Genomic DNA, 22,281 nt, shown 5'->3' with positions numbered 1-22,281 from the left:
TCTCACTTCCTATTCTATCTTTTCATCTTGTACAACGCGCATCCGAATCTCTTTCAATCTTGGAATTAAAAACTGATCCAATTTTTCTTCCAATTCACCCAGCTCATGTGAATCAAAGATATAATTCATTTCAGGAATACACCTAATCTTTGCTTCCCCGAAGAATTCATCACGAAAAATATTATAATAAATAATAAAATTACTACTTGTTTCAAAATCACAATAATCAAAAACAATATATGAACCATTTATAATACGTAAAGGTTCACTTGGCTTAATGAACAGTTGAAATCCTTCAATCGTTTCGGGCAGCTTATTCACATATTGCCATTCTAGAATTTTTTTATCTACTACAATACTATCAATATCATCTTTATTAAAGACCGCCAATGATTGCAATAGTTTCTCTAAACGTTGTTTTAAGATTTGTTCCTCCACAGCCTGTTGCGATGTAATAAATTCGATATTACAAAACTCTGTTAAACCAACTGTAGTTTTAACTTTATATTCTTTTGTTTCATCATGATAATATAAAGTTACTTTACGTCTGGTTGTTTTATTTTCGTAGCGTAATATATTGTAAATATCGCCTTCAAGACACATTTCATATTTCAGTTCAAAATTAGAACAGCCTTTCGGCAGCTCCTTTATATATTGCCAATTTTCGACTTCCATCATTATTTTTTCTTTTGTTGCTTCATCCAAGATTAAAACCTCGTTTCTTTTCCCATATGTATTTTTATTCTGTTTGTTTTATTAAAACCCTGCTATATTCTCCTGTTAAAATATAAAATACCCCGCATAAATAATGCGGGGTATTTTTCATGAATCAAAATTATTTAAGTTGAAAAGTTTTACAATTTGTTTCTGATGAACAATCGCATTTTTTACTTTCTTTAGCTACTTCGATAGAATTTGCTTCGCATATATCTCCACTAGCATAATACTTGCAAGTATCAACAATGCATTTTACATCTTTAGCCAATTATATCACCTCCCAACAAATTTATTATGTACAAAACATCATAAGTTCTATACTAAAATTAACTTTATTATTTTTTTCATTATATGGAATGAAATTAAATAAAAAAACATCACTTTTACATTCGTGATGTTTTTCTTTTCATTAAGATCTATATCAAACATTTAATTTTTAATCTGGCAGGGGCAGTAGGACTTGAACCCACAACCAATGGTTTTGGAGACCACTACTCTACCAATTGAGCTATACCCCTATTTTGGAGCGGAAAACGAGATTCGAACTCGCGACCCCCGCCTTGGCAAGGCGATGCTCTACCACTGAGCTATTTCCGCATGGCGACCTGGATGGGACTCGAACCCACGACCTCCGCCGTGACAGGGCGGCATTCTAACCAACTAAACTACCAGGCCAAGAAACAAAACCATTCCAACAAATAGTAATTATACAGTAAAAAAATTTTCATGTCAATATCATAAACATGACAAAAGCAGAATTTTCCACTATATTTTTCTGCTGCCTCGTTTTGTCATCGGTTGTCCTTTTTCACATAATGGGCACTGATCCGGTTGATAGGTTGTCACTTCTAAATTGAGTAATGCCTTATATGGAACTTCATCGAAAGATACTTTTCCACCACTGCGATCAACTAGCATACCAATTCCGATAGGGTTCCCCCCCTGTTCTTTCACAACATCCAGAACTTCTTTTATCGATCCCCCAGTTGTTACAATATCTTCAACAATAAGAACACGTTCTCCTTCAGCTATTTTAAATCCACGACGCAATGTCATTTTACCATTTTCACGTTCTGTAAATATGGCACGTGTTCCTAAAGCCTTTCCAACTTCATGGGCGAGTAAAACCCCTCCAGTGACTGGCCCAATAACGACTTCAATTTTTTCATTAGCAAACTTATCTGCTAACGCTTTACATAACTGTTCTGTATACTTAGGATGCTGTAATACTTGGAATTTCTCCACATACATCGGGCTATGTAAACCAGAAGTTAATAGAAAATGCCCTTCCAAAATCGCACCAGTTTTTATAAATAACTCTTTTACCTCTGATTCTGTCATTTATCTTACATCCTCCATCTCTTTTATTATCTTTAATGCTGCTTCTCTTGGGTTTTCTGCCGCCGTAATCGGACGTCCAATTACAAGATGTGTCGCTCCATTCAATAGTGCATTTTTGGGGGTTGCAATTCTACTTTGATCATTCACAGATGCACCTGCTGGTCTTACGCCTGGAGTAACAATCATAAACCCATCACCACAAGCTTTACGAATTGCGGCAGCTTCTTGAGGTGACGCAACAACGCCATCTAACCCTGCACTTTTTGCCAGCTTTGCTAAATGAACCACTTGCTCTTGAATCGCTGCTTTCTGACCAAGACCCTCCCAATCGGCTGTATGTATGCTCGTAAGAACTGTTACAGCAATTAGTTTTGGACGTATAACTCCAATTTTATCCGCTTCGCTTTGTAAACTTTCTACTGCATTTTTCATCATCGTATAGCCACCTGAAGCATGTACATTTAGCATAGCTACTCCAAGCTTAGTTAAAGAACATAATCCTTGCGATGTTGTATTAGGAATATCATGAAGTTTTAAATCTAAAAAAACTTCTTTATTTTGATTACGTAAATATTCTATTACACAACTTCCCACACTATAAAAAAGTTCCATTCCAACTTTATAATAATTTACATTATCCCCCAGATTCGTTACCAAAGACTTAACCTGATCCATGCAATGAAAGTCCAGTGCTACAATCATTCTGTTATCTGTCATATTAATCTCCATATTTTGTATTATTTCGCAGTTTTCAGTTGACCAACCAATTCACTTATATGTGTTAGATTTTTCTTCACTAAATATTCTTCTAGTTTCTTAGAAACATCTTCTATTATATAAGGATTCACAAAATTTGCAGTACCGATAGCAACCGCACTAGCCCCCGCTAAAAAAAATTCAATCGCATCTTCTGCGGTCATAATTCCTCCCATACCGATAATTGGTATTTTCACAGCCTGTGCAACTTGCCATACCATACGTACTGCTACTGGTTTTACTGCCGGTCCTGATAAACCACCTGTAATATTTCCTAAAACAGGTCTCCATGTATTTATATTAATTGCCATTCCTGTAAGCGTATTAATCATAGAAATCGCATCAACTCCAGCTTCCTCAACCGCTTTAGCCATAGCAACAATATCGGTAACATTCGGTGATAATTTAATAATCACAGGTTTACTAGTATTAGATTTTACTTCGTGAACTACTGCCGATGCACTGTTGCAATCAGTACCAAAAGCAATTCCGCCTTCTTTTACATTCGGACAGGATACATTTAACTCAACTGCAGCAACACCATCAATATCTAGATATCTTGCCAGCTCTCCATACTCTTCTACTGTATTACCTGAAATATTCACAATAATCGGCGTTTTGTATTTTCTTAACCGAGGTAAAATTTCAGTTATAAAACAACTTACTCCAGGATTTTCCAGTCCAATGCAATTCAGCATTCCACTTGGTGTTTCCGTAATTCTTACCCCTATATTACCGGCTCGAGGAAAAAGAGTCGTTCCCTTTACTACAATCGCACCAATATTATTTAGATCGACAAAGTCTTCATACTCTTCACCAAATCCAAAGGTTCCAGAACCAGTCATAATCGGATTCTTCATTTCAATTCCGGCAATATTAACGTTTAACATAGTTCTATTTTTGGTCATTCAAGAACCTCCTCGGCCCAAAAAACCGGACCATCGGTGCAAACTTTTTTACGCTTATCACTGTTTTTGGATGCGCATGTACATGATAAACATGCACCAATACCACAAGCCATATGCTTCTCTAATGAAACTTGGCAAGCTATATGATGATCTTTAGCAATATTCGCCGCCGCTTCCATCATAATAGCAGGACCACAGACAAAAATGCGGTCAAAAGCATTTGCTTTTATAATTTCCGGCAATACATTTACGGTAAACCCTTTTACCCCCAAAGAGCCATCATCGGTTGTAATATAAATTTGTTCGGCAAGCCCGTCAAACTTATCTCGCCAAAACAGCTCTGTTTTATTTCTACCACCCAGCAAAACTTTTGTATTATGCGGGTTAAGCCGCTGAGCCAAGAAGATCAGCGGCGCTATGCCCATACCTCCCCCTATTAAAAGAGGTCTATCACAGTTTAAATCAAAGCCATTTCCTAACGGACCTAGACAATTTATCTGATCAAATTTTTTTAAATTTGCCAAGTAAGCAGTCCCATTACCAATAATTCGATAAATAAGATGTAATGTCCCTGCTTTAATGTCGACGCTAGAAATACTAATTGGTCGACGAAGCAAAGGTCCTTCTTCATCTTTCGTTCCTCGTATGTGAACAAATTGTCCTGGTACCGCCTGTTGTACTATTTTAGGGGCGTAGACAACCAACTCTTTTACATCATTTATGATGTTTTGATTTTCGATAACTGTGGCATCAACTGCTATCTTAGGCAAGTGTATCTCCTCCACCAACATAGTCTTGAAGAGCCAATGCATATACCAATCGACGTTCGCGCATAAAGTTAAGTACACGTAAAACTTCCCAAGCAGTATCCATAGAAGTTAAGCACGGAATTGCATGTTCAACGGTTGCACGCCGAATCTTGAATCCGTCACGCTCAGACCCTTTCCCTTGCGTTAAGGTATTAATTACCATATTAATTTTTCCCGTCTTAATCATCTTGATGATATCCGCTTTGCGCTCATGTACTTTACTTACAACCTCTACAGAAATTCCTAATCCTTGAATTGTTTTTGCTGTACCAGCTGTCGCAACAAGCTGAAACCCAAGATCTGAAAAAGCTTGTGCAAGCTGCTTTACTTCTTCTTTGTCCTTATCTGCTACAGTAAAGAGAATCGTACCATTTGTTGGAATATTCATACCAGCACCAATGATGGCTTTATATAATGCACGTGCATAATGATAATCGATCCCCATAACTTCCCCAGTGGATTTCATTTCAGGTCCGAGCGAAATATCAACATCTTGCATTTTAGCAAATGAAAAGACAGGTGCTTTTACTGCTACATGCGGCTTAAGAGGAAGCAATCCCGTTTTACAGCCCAAGGAGTCCAAAGATGCTCCCATTGCAATCCGAGTGGCGATATTTACCATCTTAACGTCTGTGACTTTACTTAAAAATGGAATCGTACGGCTAGAACGAGGATTTACTTCGATTACAAATACTTTATCATCTACGACAACATATTGGATATTAAGTAACCCTTTTACATGTAATCCAACGGCCAAACGCTTTGTATAATCAATAATTGTATAAATTACTTTTGCTGATAAGGTTTGCGGTGGATATACAGCAATACTATCGCCCGAATGGACGCCAGCGCGTTCGATATGTTCCATAATGCCCGGAATCATAACCTCTTTCCCATCTGCGATCGCATCTACCTCTACTTCAGTCCCCTGCATGTATCGGTCAACTAGAACTGGATGCTCCGGTGTCACTTTTACTGCACGTTTCATATAATCTCTGAGCTCAGTTTCATTATATACAATTTCCATTGCTCGTCCGCCTAATACATACGAAGGACGAACAACAACTGGATACCCAATTTGATTTGCGGCTATAATCGCATCTTCAGGATTTGTTACACTCGCCCCTTGTGGCCTAGGGATACCAATACGTTCAAGCAATTCATCAAACCGTTCCCGATCTTCAGCTCTGTCAATATCATCGACAGAAGTGCCAAAAACTTTAACCCCTGCCTTCTCTAATGATTCTGCTAAATTAATCGCCGTTTGCCCGCCAAATTGAACAATAACACCTTCTGGTTTTTCCTTATCAATTATATTTAGCACATCTTCTGGCGTTAAAGGCTCAAAATACAGCCTATCTGACGTGTCAAAATCTGTACTTACCGTTTCCGGATTATTATTTACGATGATTGACTCAATGCCCATTTCACGCAATGCCCATACAGAATGGACTGAGCAGTAATCAAATTCAACGCCCTGTCCGATTCGAATTGGTCCAGACCCTAAAACCATCACTTTGCGTTTATTCGATGGAATAACTTCATCCTCTTGTGCATAAGTGGAGTAATAATAAGGCGTTGCAGCTTCAAATTCAGCAGCGCAGGTATCTACCATTTTATAACACGGTACAATTTGAAAAGATTTGCGAATTGCTCTAACATCGTTTAACGTTTTTCCTGTGATTTCGGCAATAGAGCGATCTGCCAACCCTATTTTTTTTGCAGCTAGCAATAACGATTCACTTAAAGGTTCTTTTGCAATACGCTTTTCCATATTTGTAATTCTTAAAATTTTATTTAAAAACCACTCATCAATTCCCGTAATCATATGAATTTCATCTATCGTTGCAATACCTCTACGAAGAGATTCTGCAATTATGAAAATGCGCTCATCATCAATATTTTTCAAAGCGTTTTTTACTTTTTCATCCGTCCAAACGTCAATGTCCGGTAGATGAAGACGGTGTACACCAATTTCCAAAGAACGTACTGCTTTTAGTATCGCACCTTCAAAAGAACGATCGATTGACATTACTTCTCCAGTTGCTTTCATTTGCGTACCAAGTTCTCTGTCAGCAAAAACAAATTTATCAAACGGCCAACGCGGAAATTTCACAACACAATAGTCCAAAGCGGGTTCAAAGCATGCCATCGTTTTTTTTGTAACTGCATTTACGATTTCATCTAAATGATACCCAATCGCAATTTTCGCAGCAACCTTTGCGATTGGATATCCGGTTGCTTTAGAAGCCAATGCGCTTGAACGGCTTACACGAGGATTTACTTCAATTACATAATAACGATTACTATCAGGATCTAAAGCATACTGTGCATTACAGCCACCTTCAATACCAAGCTCACGAATAATACGAAGCGAAGCACTACGCAGCATTTGAAATTCATGATCACTCAAAGTTTGTGTTGGTGCTACTACAATACTATCGCCAGTATGAACTCCTACAGGATCAAAGTTTTCCATATTACACACAGTAATACAGTTATCATTAGAATCTCGCATTACTTCATACTCGATTTCTTTCCAGCCGGCAACACTACGTTCAATTAACACTTGACCAATCATACTATATTTTAAACCGCGAATTACAATCTCAATTAAATGCTCTTCATCATCGGCAATACCACCACCAGTACCGCCCATCGTATATGCTGGACGAACAATAATCGGATAACCGATTTCATTTGCAAATGCAATTGCAGATTCTACGTCTTCTACAATTGTACTTTCTGGAATTGGTTCACCAATTTTTTGCATTGTTTCTTTGAATAATTCTCGATCTTCAGCTTTTTTTATTCCATCTAATGAAGTTCCCAAGAGCTCAACACTATATTTTTCTAAAATACCTTTTTCAGATAATTTTACTGCTAAATTTAATCCTGCCTGTCCACCTAATGTCGCAAGTAATCCGTCAGGCTTTTCTTTACTAATAACTTCTTCTAAAAACTCTACTGTCAATGGCTCAATATATACACGATCCGCAATATTTGTATCCGTCATAATCGTCGCAGGATTGCTATTCACCAATACAACTTCTAAACCTTCTTCTTTTAATGCTCGACACGCCTGCGTTCCCGCATAATCGAATTCAGCTGCTTGTCCGATAATAATAGGACCCGAACCGATTACCAACACTTTACGTAAATATTCTTTTTTTGGCACAGATTATTCCCCCTTTTTAAGCAACGTCAGAAATTCATCAAATAAATAAGTATTATCATCTGGGCCGGGTGATGCTTCTGGATGATACTGCACAGAAAAAATCGGTAAATGGTTATGTCGCATGCCCTCTACTGTACCATCATTTACCGCACGATGTGTAACCGTTACTGGTAGATTCTTTAAAGATGCTTCATCAACAGCATATCCATGGTTCTGTGAAGAAATATGAACTCGATTCGTCAATAAATTTTTCACGGGTTGATTAGATCCACGATGACCAAATTTCAATTTATAAGTGTCTGCTCCCAAAGCAAGCGCTAATAATTGATGCCCCAAGCAAATTCCAAAAATAGGTTTTACCCCTACTAACTTCTTTACTATTTGCGTAATTTCTGGAATATCTTTTGGATCGCCAGGCCCATTTGAAAGAAAAACCCCGTCAGGATTCATCTTTAAAATTTCTTCAGCCGTTGTGTAAGCTGGAACGACTGTTAAATTACACCCAACTGCATGCAACGACCGCAAAATATTTTGTTTGATCCCAAAATCCATGACAACAACATGCGGTCCATTATTCTCTATTTTATAAATTTCGGGTGTAGTTACCTCTTCTACAACCTCTTTTTTTATCGGTTTAGCAAACAATGCATCTATCTCGTCTTGCGCAGTTTTTTCACTAACGATAACGCCCTTCATTGTTCCTGCAGATCGAATCTTTCTCGTTACAGCCCGCGTATCAATTCCATAAATACATGGAATTTGCTGTTCCGTCAAAAAGTTACTTAAAGTATTCTCTAATTGCCAGTTGCTCGCTTCTTCACAAAGCTCTCCAATGACAAAACCGCTCACAAAGGATTTCCTCGATTGATCAAAAATTTCAGAAACACCATAATTCCCGATCATAGGATATGTCAAAGTTACAATTTGACTGCAATAGGATGGATCCGTAAGAATTTCTTGGTAGCCACTCATACCTGTATTAAATACAACTTCACCATTTGATTGCAAATCATTTAACAACGTTCCATAAAAAATACTGCCATCTTCTAATATTAATTTACCGTCCAAAAGAACACCCCCGTTTTATATCCTGATATCCATATGTTAACAAGTAATTTCGCCATTTTTCATGACCATTTTACCATTTACAATCGTTGCGACTGCCTTTCCCTTTAGTTTTCTGCCAACAAAAGGTGAATGCGATCCACGTGTATAAAACTTATCTGTATCTACCGTCCATTCCAAGTTTGGATCAATGATCGTAATATCCGCAGCAGAGCCTACATTAAGCACTCCACTTTTTAAGTTAAATACTTCAGCTGGACAACTTGTCATTTTCGCTATAATTTCATGCAAACCGATTTTTTTCGTATGATAAAGGTCTGTAAGAACTATTCCCAATGCTGTTTCAAGCCCTGGAAATCCACTTGGCGCAAAACGATACTCAACGTCTTTCTCTTCATATGCATGTGGAGAGTGATCTGTTACAATCGCATCAATCGTACCATCTTTTAATCCTTCAATCATTGCATCTACATCGTCTTGTGTTCTGAGTGGAGGATTTACTTTTGTCGATGCATCAAAACTTTGCACTAAACGATCTGTCATCGTTAAATGATGTGGTGTCACTTCTGCAGTTACTTTTACACCACGTGTTTTCGCTTGGCGAATCAATTCCACAGCGTTTTTACTGCTAACATGTGCAATATGAATTTTAGCATCTGCATATTCAGCAAGTAAAATATCCCTTGCTATTGCAATATCTTCTGCAACCGTTGGACGCCCCTTCATTCCTATCATTGCAGAATGTACCCCTTCATTCATAACACCATCTTCTACTAATGTTTCTTCCTCCGCATGAGATATAATAATCCCACCAAAAGTACGCAAATAGTCAAGCCCATTTAGAAGAAGTTTAGCACTTGGTACATAATGTCCATCGTCCGAAAAAGCTACCGCCCCAACAGAAAGCATATCCCCGATTTCTGCAAGTTCTTTTCCTTCTTGCCCTTTACTTAAGGCCCCAATTATTTTTACGTTAACAATTGCCTCTTGCCTAGCACGTTCAACTAAACCATTTACTAATATCGCACTGTCAACAACGGGTTTTGTGTTTGGCATACATGCAACCGTTGTATACCCGCCTGCGGCAGCTGCTCTTGTGCCTGAATAAAAATCTTCTTTTGCTTCTTGTCCAGGTTCACGTAAATGAATATGCATATCTATAAGACCAGGAGTTACAATAAGTCCAGCTGCATCAAAAATCTCAGCATCATCAGCAGATAAATTTTCACCAATTGAAACAATTTTTCCATCTTCAATTAAAATGTCTTGAATTTGATCAAAGTCTTTTCCCGGATTTATTACACGTCCGGATTTAAGCATTAATTTCAATGTTCTTTCCTCCTGTCAAAACTAACGTTAATAATGCCATGCGTATTGCAACACCATTTTGAACTTGCTCCTGAATTGCCGAATGATTGCAATAAGCAACATCTGGTGAAATCTCGAGACCTCTGTTCATTGGTCCTGGATGTAATACCAATACATCTTTTTTCGCCGTTGCGAGACGTGCTTGGTTTAAACCAAATAATCTTGCATATTCTCGCGGCGATGGAAATAATCCTGTTTTTTGACGTTCAAGCTGTATTCTAAGCACATTGATAACATCAGCATTTTCCACAGCCTCTTCAATACGATCATGTATAAATATACCTTCTTCTTGTTCTAAAAAACGTGGCAATAATGTCTTGGGCCCCGCAAGGTGAACTTCCACTCCCATCTTACGCATTCCCCAAAGATCAGAACGAGCAACGCGGCTATGCAAGATATCACCCAGAATCGCCACTTTTAATCCTTTTAACCTGTTTTTATATTGTAAAATCGTAAACATATTCAGTAACCCTTGCGATGGATGCGCATGTGCACCATCACCCGCATTAATAATCACTGGATTCACAACCTTCGACGCATATTCCGCAGCGCCTTCGGCCTTATGCCGCATGACAATTGCATCTACACCCATAGCTTCTACCGTCAACAAAGTGTCACGTAGGCTTTCACCTTTTACAATACTACTTGTACTAGCGGTTATATTCACAACATCAGCACCAAGGTATTTCCCTGCCAATTCAAAAGAAGTTCTCGTTCGTGTACTTGGTTCATAAAATAAATTCACAATGGATTTACCACGTAAAGCAGGAACTTTTTTTATATCACGATTCATGATATTTTTCATTTCCTTTGCAGTGTCCAAAATCAAATTGATTTCATCCACACCTAAGTATTCTAACCCCAAAATACTTTTTCCACTTAAGGACACACCTTTTTTACTCAAATTAACCACTCCTCCTAAAAATAAACTCCTTGCCAGCAGCAAGGAGTTATATAGGCTCTAATGGAAAATTATGCATAGCATAACGATCCCATTCCTAAACAAACTACCTTGGCTGACCTCTCTGGATCACGTTAAAAGATAGTATCTCTACATGATAAAGTATAATCCCTGATGCACTATAATTGTAAATTTAATCACATATCATTTATAATTATACCTTATTTACAAAGATTTTACTAACAAATTCATCAAAATAATCTCTATATGCAAAAAAGCTTTCTCATACAAAGGCGCATGAGAAAGCCAATAAACACAACACATCTAACTTCCTTCATAGCCTCACAGGACTATCCATTAAAGGTACTATAATATTATTTCATACAGAATACCATAGCGCGCTGAATCTGTCAATACAAATATCACTTAGATTCAAAACTAGAACAACTTGTTTCATCATAAGAATCAGCATTTATGCCATTGACTTGGATATTATCTAGGTTGCATTTATATGCGTCATTATACTTACAGGTCTCAACTTTGCAATCGAGGCTATCACAAGCCCCTCCATGAATCGTATTATTTGTTAGTTCTGAATAAATTGTCTTGTTTAAAAAAGAGCTGCAAGAAGTATCGCATTCTTTTTGCGCACTACTGCCCGCAATAGATACAAAATTAGAATAACACTCTCCTGTTTTATTATGTGAACATTGATCAACTCCACATAAAATACGAGCCATTATCACCACTTCTTTCTATTTAAAATATCTATTCAACAAACCTTGAAAAGCACATCCATGCCTTGCTTCATCTTTGCACATCTCGTGTACAGTATCATGAATAGCATCTAAATTTTGCTGTTTAGCTAAGGTTGCCAGTCTCTTTTTACCTTCAGTTGCACCATATTCTGCTTCTACACGTAAACTAAGATTTTGTTTTGTACTTTCATTTACAACTTCACCTAGTAATTCTGCAAATTTTGCTGCATGTTCAGCTTCCTCATAGGCAATCCTTTTATAAGTTTCTGCAACTTCTGGATACCCTTCCCGATCCGCTTGCCTCGACATCGCTAAGTACATCCCGACTTCACTACATTCAGCAGTAAAATTGGCCTGCAAGTCTTTAATGATTTCTGGATCTACACCACGTGCCACTCCAATACGATGTTCATCAGCCCATGCTAAGCCATCCTTCTTTTCTATAAATTTCGATTTATCAGCTTTGCAAATTGGACATTGTTCAGGTGGCTCATTTCCTTCATGCACATAACCACAAACGCTGCAAACATATTTTTTCACACTTCATAAACCTCCTAAAATACACATAAATTATTGAGTATCTCTTTTCTTAGTATTCACATTTGATTTTATTAAATACATGATATCCAATAGATCTAGGAAGAAAAATTATAAATATTATACAAACTATTTTTTAGCTTACCGCTTACTGAAACTGTATAATAAAAAAACTTCCTGTAACAGCATAACTTTTAGCTGTTACAGGAAGCTTTTTAGTTCATTCCGCTTATTTGTTAAACAGACCATGTGCTTTCATCGAAGCTTTTAGTTTTATAAGCTTCGCATCTTCCATATCCGTAAGCGGTAAGCGAAGTTCTCCTACTTTATATCCCATTTCTCTTAATGCTATTTTTACCGGAATAGGATTTACATCAATAAATAAATTACAAATTAAATCTAACAATTTGATTTGCAGTTCACTGCTTTCTTTCACTTTTCCATTAAAATAAAGTTCACAAATATCATGTGTTTCTTTTGGCATTATGTTCGATAACACAGAAATGACACCTAAACCGCCCAAAGAAAGGATTGGCACAATTTGATCGTCATTACCTGAATAAATTGCTAAATTATCACCGCAGGCATGCCTAATTTTTGCAATAGCAGATAAATCTCCACTTGCTTCCTTTACTGCTGCAATGTTAGGATGTTTTGCTAATTCTACAAAAGTTTCGACTGAAATGTTAACCCCAGTTCTTGGCGGTACATTGTACAAAATAATTGGAATATTTACACTGTCAGCAATTGCAGTAAAATGCGCAATTAATCCATTTTGAGAACATTTATTATAGTAAGGTGTCACAAGCAACAACGCATCCGATCCAACGCTTTCTGCATATTCTGATAATTGAATCGCATACTTTGTATCATTTGAACCAGTCCCCGCAATTACCGGAACCCTTTTATTTACATATTCTACAGTAAATTTAATAGCTTCTTTGTGTTCTTGATCACTCATTGTTGACGATTCACCAGTCGTACCAGTGATAACGATTGCATCGGTGCCATTCTCAATATTAAAATCAATAAGACGCCCTAACTCTTCAAAATTAATACCATTTTCATCAAAAGGTGTTACAATGGCAACGCCAGCACCCTTAAATATAATATCTTTCAAAATTTATCCCTCCAAACTATAAAATACTGAAACATAATAAACACCATATGGATAATTATATACTAAATGGACAAGTCTTGCATTATAAGATTCATACAATTCAATTTTATATCTTCAAGATAATTTTATGCGAATGCTCATTAAATGTTCACAAATAAACTTACTCTTATTATCATCTATATTCTTTACAAATATAAATGATATTTCAGCATGAGATTTACTCATCGTATAACTTTTTATAATAGGCTTTGCTTTTCATAACCTTTGTAACATACTCACGTGTTTCTTTATATGGAATCTTATCAATATCACTAAAACTCATATCCCAATTATTACGATTCATCCATTCTTTAACATTGCCACGTCCTGCATTATATGCAGCTAGCATTAAGATCTCATTTCCTTTAAACTCCTTATTAAGGGAAGCTAAATACCATGTACCAAAGCGAATATTAATTTCTGGATCATTTAGATCCTCAAGAGTAAATTTATGATCTTCCGTCTGTTTCGCAATCCAGTTTGCAGTGTCTGGCATAAGCTGCATAAGCCCAATAGCACCTTTATGTGACCGCGCATCTATTTCAAACTTACTTTCACTTAAGATAACACCAGCAACCAGTGTCGAATCTAAATTTCGTACTGCTGCGTATTCCATTATAAACTCCCTGTAAGGATAGGGATAAAAAAACTTTTTCTGCACACAATCACTTTGAAAACCAACATAACCGACAATAATTATGAGTATCCCAATAAGAAAGATTTTTACTTTGGCACAACTCCGCAATACCATCACTCCGTTTTTTCTATTGCCAAATAAAGATAAATTTCTCATTCATTAACTACCTTTTCTTCCATTCGCTTTTTATATCATTCCATCGTTTTATTATTTGATTCTTTGTATCTTCTAAAGAACCATTATTATCAATAATGTAATCCGCTAATTTGGCTTTATCTTCAAGTAACATTTGACTGTTTACGCGATCAATCGCTTGTTGTTTGGTCAATTTATTTCTTTTCATCAAACGTTCTAATTGAAGAGTTGGACTTACATACACAACCCAATTTTCATTCGTGATTGTGTCCCAACCTGCTTCATAAAGCAATGGAATATCCAAAACCAGAATCAAATCATGATCATCTCGATACTGTAGAATTTTCTGTTTTATCTTCTCCTCAATTCTAGGATGCATGATAAAATCCAAGTGTTTTTTAGCATCTTGATTCGAGAATATAAGATTGCCAAGTTTTATTCTATCAAGATTTTGATCCTCTAACAAAATTTCTTTACCAAATTTCTTTATAATATCCTGCCATGCGGGTTCATTTGGCATTACAACCTCTCGAGCAATTTTATCTGCATCAATGATTTTCCCGCCTAAGTTTTTAAGCATTTGACTGACAGTACTCTTCCCACTTGCAATGCCGCCAGTCAGACCAATTAAATACATTTTCCTTGCCCCTTTAATGCTGGCATTGAGGACAAAAATGTGTTCCCCTTCCTCCAACTTCAATTTTTTCAATTGCAGTTCCACAAAAAAAACAAGGCAAACCAGTTCTGCCATAGGCTAATAAATTTTGTTGATGATTCCCTTTATTTCCATTTCCATCGCGATAATCACGAAATGTAGTTCCACCATCTTTAATCCCATCGGCAATGACTTTATTAATCGCTATATGGAGACATTCTATTTCTTCTAAAGCAATTTGATTGCAACTACGCTCGGGATGAATCTTAGCAATCAACAAGCACTCATCTACATATATATTGCCTAATCCTCCGATATATTTCTGATTTAACAAAAACGATTTTATTTTCCCACGACTATTTGCAAGCACCGTTTTTAAATAATCAATCGTAAATTCTTTCGATAGTGGTTCAGGCCCCATATTTGTGAGACCTGAAATACGCCAAGATTCTTCTGGCCCCAAAGCATAAAGAGTCCCTAGCGTTCTCGTATCTGCGTAAAGCAGCATATCTCCATTATCCAGATGAAATATTAATCTTGTATAAACATCCTGCTTCATACCTTGTGTTATATAGTAAAGTCTACCTGTCATTCGCAAATGAATCACAATATTATTGTGATTATCTAAATGGATCAACAGATATTTCCCTTTACGCGACATATCTATTATAGTTCTACCTATAACCATTGCCTGAAATTTCGTAGCAGATGGCCATTTGATTAATCTCGGTAGTAACATCTCAATATCAGTAATCTGCCTATGTTTCAATTTATCAACCAATCCACGTCTGATGATTTCTACTTCTGGCATCTCTGGCATTTTATAGTTCCTCCAATGTTTCTACTTTGCTTGCGCCCAACTTTTGCCAACATTTACATCAACAGTCAAGGGAACTGTAAGTTTAATAGCCTCTTGCATAGCTTTTTTTACAATATTTGTAACGGTTTCAACTTCATCTTCTGAAACTTCAAGAAGAAGTTCATCATGTACTTGAAGTAAGATACGGCTTTTTAGATTCGTTTTATTTAATTCACGATACACATCAATCATTGCCTTTTTGATAATATCTGCAGCACTACCTTGGATTGGTGTATTCATCGCAGTACGTTCAGCAAAAGATCTTTGATTGTAATTGCTGCTGTTGATATCAGGTAGATAACGCCGTCTGCCAAATAAAGTAGTTACATACCCTTTTTGATGCGCTTCTTCTACCACTCGATCAATAAAGTTTTTAACTCCAGCACATTTGTCAAAATAACTTTCAATATATTGCGCAGCTTCTTTTCGTGTTACATTTAAATCCCTCGATAATCCATAGTCACTGATACCATAAACAATACCAAAATTAACAGCTTTAGCACGACTCCGAAGCTCGCTTGTTACTTGTTCCATAGGTACACCAAATACTTCTGATGCAGTTCTTGTATGCACATCTTGCTCATGGCTGAATGCCTCTACAAAATTCTTATCACCTGACATATGTGCAAGAACACGAAGTTCTATTTGCGAATAATCGGCTGATAGCAAATAATGATATCCCTCCCCCGGAATAAACAACTCTCGAATGCGTTTACCGGCCTCAGTTCGAACAGGTATGTTCTGCAAGTTAGGCTCTGAACTGCTAAGTCTTCCTGTTGCGGTTACCATCTGATTAAAATTTGTATGAATTCTATTGCTTGTTTCATGAATTAATATGAGTAAACCATCTAAATAAGTAGATTTCAATTTGGTTAAAGTCCGATATTCCAATAGCTTCGTAATAATCGGATGCTCATCAACCAACTTTTCTAATACTTCTGCATCTGTAGAATAACCACGTTTTGTTTTCTTAATCACCGGCAAATTAAGCTTATCAAACAAAATCTCGCCGAGTTGTTTTGTTGAATTTACATTAAATTCAATGCCAGCAATATGATAAATCTCGCTTAAAAGATATGTTATTTTCTCAGCGATTTCTTCAGACATACTTTCTAATTTTTTGCGATCTACCATGATACCGGTGTTTTCCATAACAGCCAAGACTTCCAGCAATGGAATTTCAATATCATCATATAATTTTTTCAAATCTGCTTCTGCTAGTTTTTCTTGTAATACTTCATATAAATCATTAATACAAAGTGCAGACCAGGATGCCTGATCCATAGCTTTCTCAAATGCCACAGGATGATTATATTGATCTAAATATTGTTCCATTAAAGCATTTAGATCATAAGTATTGACAGTAGGCTTTAACAGATAGGCAGCAAGCATAGTATCAAAGATTATCCCATCAATCCTTATCTTCGTCTGATAAACTTTTTTAAAATCGTGCGTAATTTTGACAATTGTCGGATCGGAGAATAAATCAATACAGGCTTCCCATCCATAAACAGTATTTGATACATAAACCATCTTATCTTCTTGACTGGCAATTGCCATTGCTTTTATCGTAACATCAGGAATTTGTCCATCAAAAACAGGATAAAATATAAACTTTCTTGTTTTCTTTATACCTTCAATTACTTTTTCCAAACTCTCATAATCTTGTATTACTATGGTTTCTGGCGGTAAATTTTCTATAACAGTTCCAAACCCTAGTCCATCATCAACAGGAAATAACTGATCTAATCTGGATAAAACACTTCTAAACTCATATTTCATGCAAAAAGACCTTAATTTTAAAACATCCGGAGTTATTTTGCATTCTTCCTCATTATATTCAATTGGCATATCACGAATAATAGTCGCTAATTTTTTAGATAAAAGTGCAAGCTCTTTGTTCTCATGTAATTTTTCTTGCAGTTTCTTTCCAGATATATTTTCTATATTTTCAAGTACATCTTCAATTGTTCCGTATTCCAATAATAGTTTCGTTGCCGTCTTTTCACCGACTCCAGGAACGCCCGGAATATTATCAGAGCTATCCCCCATTAAACCTTTAAGATCGATTAAATGAATTGGCTCTAGCCCATATTTTTCTTTAAAAGTTGCAGTATCAAAAAGCTGCATCTCAGATATTCCTTTTTTCGTTAACATTACTTTTAAATTATCTCCGATTAATTGTAATGCATCACGATCACCTGTAACAACAATAACTTCATTTCCTTGCATAGCTGCTTTTGTTGCCAAAGTACCAATAATATCATCAGCTTCGTATCCAGCTTCTTCTACTAATTTAATTCCAAATGCTTCAACTAATTCGTGAATTAGCGGAATCTGTCCAACCAATTCTGTTGGTGTTGGTTTTCGAGTGCCTTTATATTCGGCAAATAAATCATTTCGAAAAGTTTTTTTCCCTTTATCAAACGCAACCACTAACGTATCTGGCTTTAAATCATCTATTAATTTTACTAACATCATTGCAAATCCGTATACCGCATTCGTATATTGCCCATTTGCAGTAGTCAAAAGCGGTAAGGCATAAAATGCACGATATAATAAACTACTCCCATCTATTACAACAAATTTATTGAACATACAAGTCTCCTTAAATTCATATTTTTCTACAACCTTAATATTATTAGCTAAAATTATTAAAATACCTCTTTTGCCTTAAAAATAATAAAAGAAAAGCAAAACTAATTTTAGAATTAGCTTTGCTTTTCTTTTATTCCGTGCTATTTTAATATGAATAATTATCAATATACATTGTATTCATTGATGAATCAAACCGAATGCTTACTCCATAAAGTGCATAGGCATAATCAGCATTGATATACAATATATCATTTTTAACATAACCTGGAGCTGTACCAAATGGACTCATTAATAATTGTACATCTGGATTCCAAGAAATCGCTACTTTTCGTTCTGTAGCCACCGGAACAACAGGCAAATAGTTAACTCCCTTAAAATTCACTCCTACAGCATTTATAATTTTCCCTGAAATATTAACAGAAAAAGTTTTCGCAACCTCAATTGTTTGACCAATTGATTTATCTAAACCAGAGATGATATCTGCATCAAGAAAACCAGCCATACCGTATGGATTTAATTTCTGATTAATCGTCCATATATTTACTGACTCCCTTTGGTATTCATCTGGATAAATACTAAGTGTAACCATTTGGTTGGAATGCTTTTTTACTACAATTCGCTCATATGTAATATGTACTGGTGTTCCTAATGGAACCAAATCATAAACTTCTTCTACATCTTTTTCTTGCATTCTAATACAACCATTTGATACATATTTCCCAATTGTTTCAGGGCTATTCGTACCATGTATTCCATAAAGATCAAAAAACTCCATCCAACGATATCCAAGTGGATTTTCTGGACCTGATTCAATTGTAACGCTTTCTTCGCCATCTTTTACAGGTTTAATCCAAGTAGGATTTATTTCTTTACTACGAATTTTAAAATCACCTATAGGAGTTTGGTTTTCATATTTTCCAATTCCTACACTATACTCTTTTATTGCTTGATCACCTGAATACAAAGTCATAGTCCGACTTGGCACATTGATTGTTATACTTAAATTGTCTAATTTTTCAGCAGCTTGAGCAACATTCGTATTACTCATATATAAAATTATGCTAGATAAAAATAACACTAAAAACTTTAACATCTACAAACATCCCTTCCCTAATCTAACCATTTTTACAAGTTTAGCTAATTGCTATGTGATCAGCTTCACTTTATCCACCTTAGAATACTATGCAGGATGTTCGTCGAATATGCCAAATAACCTTTATTGCAAATTAAGAATTTGTTGTTGCATAATTGATAAACGTTCTAATTCATCTTCAAATAAAGGTAAATAAATATTTACTTTTGTTCCCGTTGCCCCCTCGGCAGATAAAGATAAGTTAATAAATCCTCCATGTTCTGTTATGATTCGATAAGCAATCGGTAATCCTAACCCCATGCGATCGATTTTCGACGTATAAAAAGGCTCAAAAACCCTAGGTAAAATCTCAGGCGCAATTCCCGCACCACTATCTGTAATTGAAATTACAATCATATTAATTTCATAATCACGCCAGGTCTTTACTGTTAAAACTCCATTTTCTCCCATTGCTTCCAAAGCATTTTGCAAAATATTTACCAATGCTTGTTGGAGTAAATTTGAATCTCCCATTAACGAAGGTAATCCTTTGACAATCTGACGATTAATATGAATTCCATCTTGTCCTATATTATTAAAGGTTAATAATAGTGCTTCGTTTAAAATTTTATTTATATCTACACCCGGTTTTTTTACAATTGCGGGTTTTGCAAACATAATTAATTCTTTTACAACATCATTTATGTAGGAAACCTCTCCTAATAAGCCTTCTAGAACTTCTCGTTTTACTGTATACTTATCATTCTCTACTCTATTTAACATGAGCTGTAAATACCCACTGATTGTTGTTAGAGGTGTCCTAACATGATGTGCAACACCAGCTGCAAGTTCTCCTAATGACATTAACATTTTTGTTGTTTGGATTTGTTTTAGTGTTGCATGAACAGCGGAGACATCCTGTAAAATAATGATGTTTCCCGTCACGAGCCCTAAACTATCAATAATTTTTAAAATATTGATATGTAAATAAACATATTGCCCATTTATTTTTACCTTACTAGTAGTACTATATACTTCTTCTTCATCTCCTAAAGAAAATATTTTTAAAAAATTTTTACCAAAATTACAGAAAACCACTTCTGCTTTTTGTCCAATAAGCCCTTCACGATGAAGTGCAAAAATTCGTTGCACTTCGGAGTTCACGTTTTTTATTCTTTTTTCTCGGTCCAAGTAAATTACACCTGTATTTGTAGCTTCAAAATATTTTTTATATTCTTTATCTTGTACTACCATTAACTGTGAATCCACTGCTTTATACATTTTTCACACCTCTTCTTTAATTTTCTTAATATAGGTAAAATTCTTGTAAATAATTGTATTTCCTGCAAAAAAGAGCTTAAAAAATATCGTAAAAAACCGACATAAACCGCTTAAAAAACCAATAAATATCGACAAAATTCAAATTAAGCTGAAACTTATAAGCTAACGAAATTTTTTCTTAAAATTCATCAAACAAAAATCCTCACATAACAACAAAAAAAGCATCACTTTTCTTAAAACAATTATACATTTTTTATATGTTTTTACATTATATGTAAAAGCATATAAAAAATGTATAAACTATTACAATTAGACTGCCTATGTTTTATAAATTTTAAAATGTTTTTTTAGTTTTATTTCATTTTTGTCATGGATTAAGGAAAAACTTTATATTTTTTCTTGACATAACATTTTCATGATGTTATGATATTACATGTCAGTGAGAGGACATACACTTTCACTCAATGCCGAAGTGGCGGAATTGGCAGACGCACTTGACTCAAAATCAAGCGTATTCCCATACGTGCCGGTTCGAGTCCGGCCTTCGGCACCATTGAAATTACTAGCCTTCGCAGGTTTGCGAAGGTTTTTTTGTTTTTCCGTCAAGTGCATTCTGACAGCCTATTTGACAGCCTTGGTCCCGCTCACTCAGACTCTGCATAAATATCGGCTATTTATATAAAAATAACAGCTTATTTCTAAGCTGTCAGATATCTTTTGATATTTTATTAAAAAGCGTAAATTTATTCTTCCGCCCCGCTTTTGTTGATATTTTTACATCTACTTTCTAAAGGAGGCCCTTTTGTGACCATAATCAAACGTTATTTTTTATTTATTTGCGGTCTATTCTTCGTTGCATTCGGAATCTCTTGTGGTGTTAAAAGTATGATTGGTACATCACCGATATCCAGTATACCTTATATTTTCAGCCTGCAGTATTCAATTTCTCTAGGTATTTTTGTATTTAGCGTCAACATGCTATTTCTACTTGGACAAATTTTAATTTTACAACGACAGTTTCAATATATTCAGTTCTTACAAATTCCAATGACCGTAATTTTCAGCCTTTTCATTGACCTTACAATGTTTCTACTTAACTTTGTACCTCTTGGATCATATATCAGTAAACTTTGTATAACACTTTTAGGCTCGTGCAGCCTTGCTTTAGGTGTCGCATTAGAAGTTATTGCTCATGTTATTGTGTTACCTGCAGAAGGAATTGTAACTGCAATTGTTACACGCTGGAAATTTAATTTTGGTCGTACAAAAACTATGTTTGATATGAGTTTGGTTCTTATTGCTATTCTATTCTCATTACTTTACTTTAATGAGATTCTTGGAATTCGTGAAGGAACTCTAATTTCCGCCTTGATCACAGGCTCTATAGCTAATTTTTATATCAAACATTTAAGCTACATAGACAAGCGCGGCGAACTTATCTTTCATAGCCCTTTTACCAAACTACCAGATGAATTAATAAAAAAACATGACGACTTATCTGATAAATAAAAAACTGCGTGTGTTTAACACACGCTTTATCGACTGAC

At 35.6% G+C, this 22,281-nt stretch carries 20 protein-coding genes and 4 tRNA genes; 2 read left to right on the top strand and 22 right to left on the bottom strand.

The window, feature by feature from the left end:
- Positions 1–9: 9 nt before the first annotated feature.
- The 22 genes from BN6559_RS18850 to BN6559_RS18745 form a co-directional block, all read right to left on the bottom strand.
- Positions 10–705, bottom strand: coding sequence for a hypothetical protein (locus tag BN6559_RS18850; RefSeq protein WP_199884149.1), 696 nt, complete (start codon positions 703–705; stop codon positions 10–12).
- A gap of 130 nt (positions 706–835) precedes the next feature.
- Complete coding sequence (locus tag BN6559_RS18845) at positions 836–985, bottom strand: DUF1540 domain-containing protein (RefSeq protein ID WP_110956163.1); 150 nt, start codon at positions 983–985, stop codon at positions 836–838.
- A gap of 174 nt (positions 986–1,159) precedes the next feature.
- A tRNA-Trp gene (locus tag BN6559_RS18840) sits at positions 1,160–1,235 on the bottom strand.
- Between the two features lie 4 nt (positions 1,236–1,239).
- Positions 1,240–1,314, bottom strand: a tRNA-Gly gene (locus BN6559_RS18835).
- A 1-nt stretch (position 1,315) separates the two neighbouring features.
- Positions 1,316–1,392: transfer RNA gene (locus BN6559_RS18830), tRNA-Asp, on the bottom strand.
- Between the two features lie 90 nt (positions 1,393–1,482).
- Complete coding sequence (pyrE, locus tag BN6559_RS18825) at positions 1,483–2,058, bottom strand: orotate phosphoribosyltransferase (RefSeq protein WP_110956162.1); 576 nt, start codon at positions 2,056–2,058, stop codon at positions 1,483–1,485.
- A complete protein-coding gene (gene pyrF / locus BN6559_RS18820) occupies positions 2,059–2,775 on the bottom strand; it encodes an orotidine-5'-phosphate decarboxylase (RefSeq protein ID WP_110956161.1) in 717 nt (238 codons plus the stop codon).
- A gap of 20 nt (positions 2,776–2,795) precedes the next feature.
- The gene (locus BN6559_RS18815; RefSeq protein WP_110956160.1) at positions 2,796–3,722 is read right to left on the bottom strand and encodes a dihydroorotate dehydrogenase; all 927 of its coding nucleotides are present in this window, start codon (positions 3,720–3,722) and stop codon (positions 2,796–2,798) included.
- A complete protein-coding gene (locus tag BN6559_RS18810; RefSeq protein WP_110956159.1) occupies positions 3,719–4,492 on the bottom strand; it encodes a dihydroorotate dehydrogenase electron transfer subunit in 774 nt (257 codons plus the stop codon). Before BN6559_RS18810 ends, BN6559_RS18815 begins: the two co-directional genes overlap by 4 nt.
- Complete coding sequence (gene carB, locus BN6559_RS18805) at positions 4,485–7,709, bottom strand: carbamoyl-phosphate synthase large subunit (protein ID WP_110956158.1); 3,225 nt, start codon at positions 7,707–7,709, stop codon at positions 4,485–4,487. Before carB ends, BN6559_RS18810 begins: the two co-directional genes overlap by 8 nt.
- 3 nt (positions 7,710–7,712) lie before the next feature.
- The gene (carA, locus tag BN6559_RS18800) at positions 7,713–8,777 is read right to left on the bottom strand and encodes a glutamine-hydrolyzing carbamoyl-phosphate synthase small subunit (RefSeq protein WP_110956157.1); all 1,065 of its coding nucleotides are present in this window, start codon (positions 8,775–8,777) and stop codon (positions 7,713–7,715) included.
- A gap of 36 nt (positions 8,778–8,813) precedes the next feature.
- Positions 8,814–10,103 carry a dihydroorotase gene (locus BN6559_RS18795; protein WP_110956156.1) on the bottom strand — a complete coding sequence of 430 codons (1,290 nt, stop codon included), beginning with the start codon at positions 10,101–10,103 and terminating at the stop codon, positions 8,814–8,816.
- Positions 10,087–11,046, bottom strand: a complete 960-nt coding sequence (locus tag BN6559_RS18790; protein WP_110956155.1) for an aspartate carbamoyltransferase catalytic subunit — start codon at positions 11,044–11,046, stop codon at positions 10,087–10,089. Before BN6559_RS18790 ends, BN6559_RS18795 begins: the two co-directional genes overlap by 17 nt.
- A 419-nt stretch (positions 11,047–11,465) precedes the next feature.
- The gene (locus BN6559_RS18785; RefSeq protein WP_110956154.1) at positions 11,466–11,783 is read right to left on the bottom strand and encodes a DUF1540 domain-containing protein; all 318 of its coding nucleotides are present in this window, start codon (positions 11,781–11,783) and stop codon (positions 11,466–11,468) included.
- A gap of 15 nt (positions 11,784–11,798) precedes the next feature.
- On the bottom strand, positions 11,799–12,341 hold the full coding sequence (locus BN6559_RS18780) for an NADH peroxidase (protein WP_110956153.1): 543 nt from the start codon (positions 12,339–12,341) through the stop codon (positions 11,799–11,801).
- Between the two features lie 226 nt (positions 12,342–12,567).
- Positions 12,568–13,458: a 4-hydroxy-tetrahydrodipicolinate synthase gene (gene dapA, locus BN6559_RS18775; protein ID WP_110956152.1), complete on the bottom strand. Its 891-nt coding sequence runs from the start codon at positions 13,456–13,458 to the stop codon at positions 12,568–12,570.
- Positions 13,459–13,675: 217 nt separating this feature from the next.
- Complete coding sequence (locus BN6559_RS18770; protein ID WP_234407866.1) at positions 13,676–14,290, bottom strand: lytic transglycosylase domain-containing protein; 615 nt, start codon at positions 14,288–14,290, stop codon at positions 13,676–13,678.
- Between the two features lie 7 nt (positions 14,291–14,297).
- Positions 14,298–14,906, bottom strand: a complete 609-nt coding sequence (gene coaE / locus BN6559_RS18765; RefSeq protein ID WP_110956151.1) for a dephospho-CoA kinase — start codon at positions 14,904–14,906, stop codon at positions 14,298–14,300.
- A gap of 13 nt (positions 14,907–14,919) precedes the next feature.
- On the bottom strand, positions 14,920–15,744 hold the full coding sequence (gene mutM, locus BN6559_RS18760) for a DNA-formamidopyrimidine glycosylase (RefSeq protein ID WP_110956150.1): 825 nt from the start codon (positions 15,742–15,744) through the stop codon (positions 14,920–14,922).
- Positions 15,745–15,765: 21 nt separating this feature from the next.
- Positions 15,766–18,381: a DNA polymerase I gene (gene polA, locus BN6559_RS18755; protein WP_110956149.1), complete on the bottom strand. Its 2,616-nt coding sequence runs from the start codon at positions 18,379–18,381 to the stop codon at positions 15,766–15,768.
- Between the two features lie 145 nt (positions 18,382–18,526).
- Complete coding sequence (locus tag BN6559_RS18750; protein ID WP_110956148.1) at positions 18,527–19,474, bottom strand: L,D-transpeptidase; 948 nt, start codon at positions 19,472–19,474, stop codon at positions 18,527–18,529.
- A 123-nt stretch (positions 19,475–19,597) separates the two neighbouring features.
- Positions 19,598–20,734, bottom strand: coding sequence for a two-component system sensor histidine kinase NtrB (locus BN6559_RS18745; RefSeq protein ID WP_110956147.1), 1,137 nt, complete (start codon positions 20,732–20,734; stop codon positions 19,598–19,600).
- Between the two features lie 466 nt (positions 20,735–21,200).
- On the opposite strand from BN6559_RS18745, the gene BN6559_RS18740 reads away from it, so the two are divergent.
- Together BN6559_RS18740 and BN6559_RS18735 are read left to right on the top strand one after the other, a co-directional pair.
- Positions 21,201–21,287 (top strand) — tRNA-Leu (locus BN6559_RS18740).
- A 251-nt stretch (positions 21,288–21,538) separates the two neighbouring features.
- On the top strand, positions 21,539–22,243 hold the full coding sequence (locus tag BN6559_RS18735; RefSeq protein ID WP_199884148.1) for a YczE/YyaS/YitT family protein: 705 nt from the start codon (positions 21,539–21,541) through the stop codon (positions 22,241–22,243).
- Positions 22,244–22,281 lie beyond the last annotated feature (38 nt).

Source organism: Massilibacillus massiliensis (assembly GCF_900086705.1).
GTDB classification, from domain to species: Bacteria; Bacillota; Negativicutes; order FLKF01; family FLKF01; genus Massilibacillus; species Massilibacillus massiliensis.
Note: the sequence above shows the minus strand (reverse complement) of the source record. Positions and strands in the feature narration are given on the sequence as shown.

What these genes read in the sequence shown, in the direction of transcription:
- mutM (WP_110956150.1), bottom strand. Translation starts at nt 15,744, where the DNA reads ATGCCAGAGATGCCAGAAGTAGAAATCATCAGACGTGGATTGGTTGAT.
- BN6559_RS18770 (WP_234407866.1), bottom strand. Translation starts at nt 14,290, where the DNA reads ATGAGAAATTTATCTTTATTTGGCAATAGAAAAAACGGAGTGATGGTA.
- BN6559_RS18745 (WP_110956147.1), bottom strand. Translation starts at nt 20,734, where the DNA reads ATGTATAAAGCAGTGGATTCACAGTTAATGGTAGTACAAGATAAAGAA.
- pyrF (WP_110956161.1), bottom strand. Translation starts at nt 2,775, where the DNA reads ATGACAGATAACAGAATGATTGTAGCACTGGACTTTCATTGCATGGAT.
- BN6559_RS18785 (WP_110956154.1), bottom strand. Translation starts at nt 11,783, where the DNA reads ATGGCTCGTATTTTATGTGGAGTTGATCAATGTTCACATAATAAAACA.
- BN6559_RS18750 (WP_110956148.1), bottom strand. Translation starts at nt 19,474, where the DNA reads ATGTTAAAGTTTTTAGTGTTATTTTTATCTAGCATAATTTTATATATG.
- polA (WP_110956149.1), bottom strand. Translation starts at nt 18,381, where the DNA reads ATGTTCAATAAATTTGTTGTAATAGATGGGAGTAGTTTATTATATCGT.
- coaE (WP_110956151.1), bottom strand. Translation starts at nt 14,906, where the DNA reads ATGTATTTAATTGGTCTGACTGGCGGCATTGCAAGTGGGAAGAGTACT.
- pyrE (WP_110956162.1), bottom strand. Translation starts at nt 2,058, where the DNA reads ATGACAGAATCAGAGGTAAAAGAGTTATTTATAAAAACTGGTGCGATT.
- BN6559_RS18815 (WP_110956160.1), bottom strand. Translation starts at nt 3,722, where the DNA reads ATGACCAAAAATAGAACTATGTTAAACGTTAATATTGCCGGAATTGAA.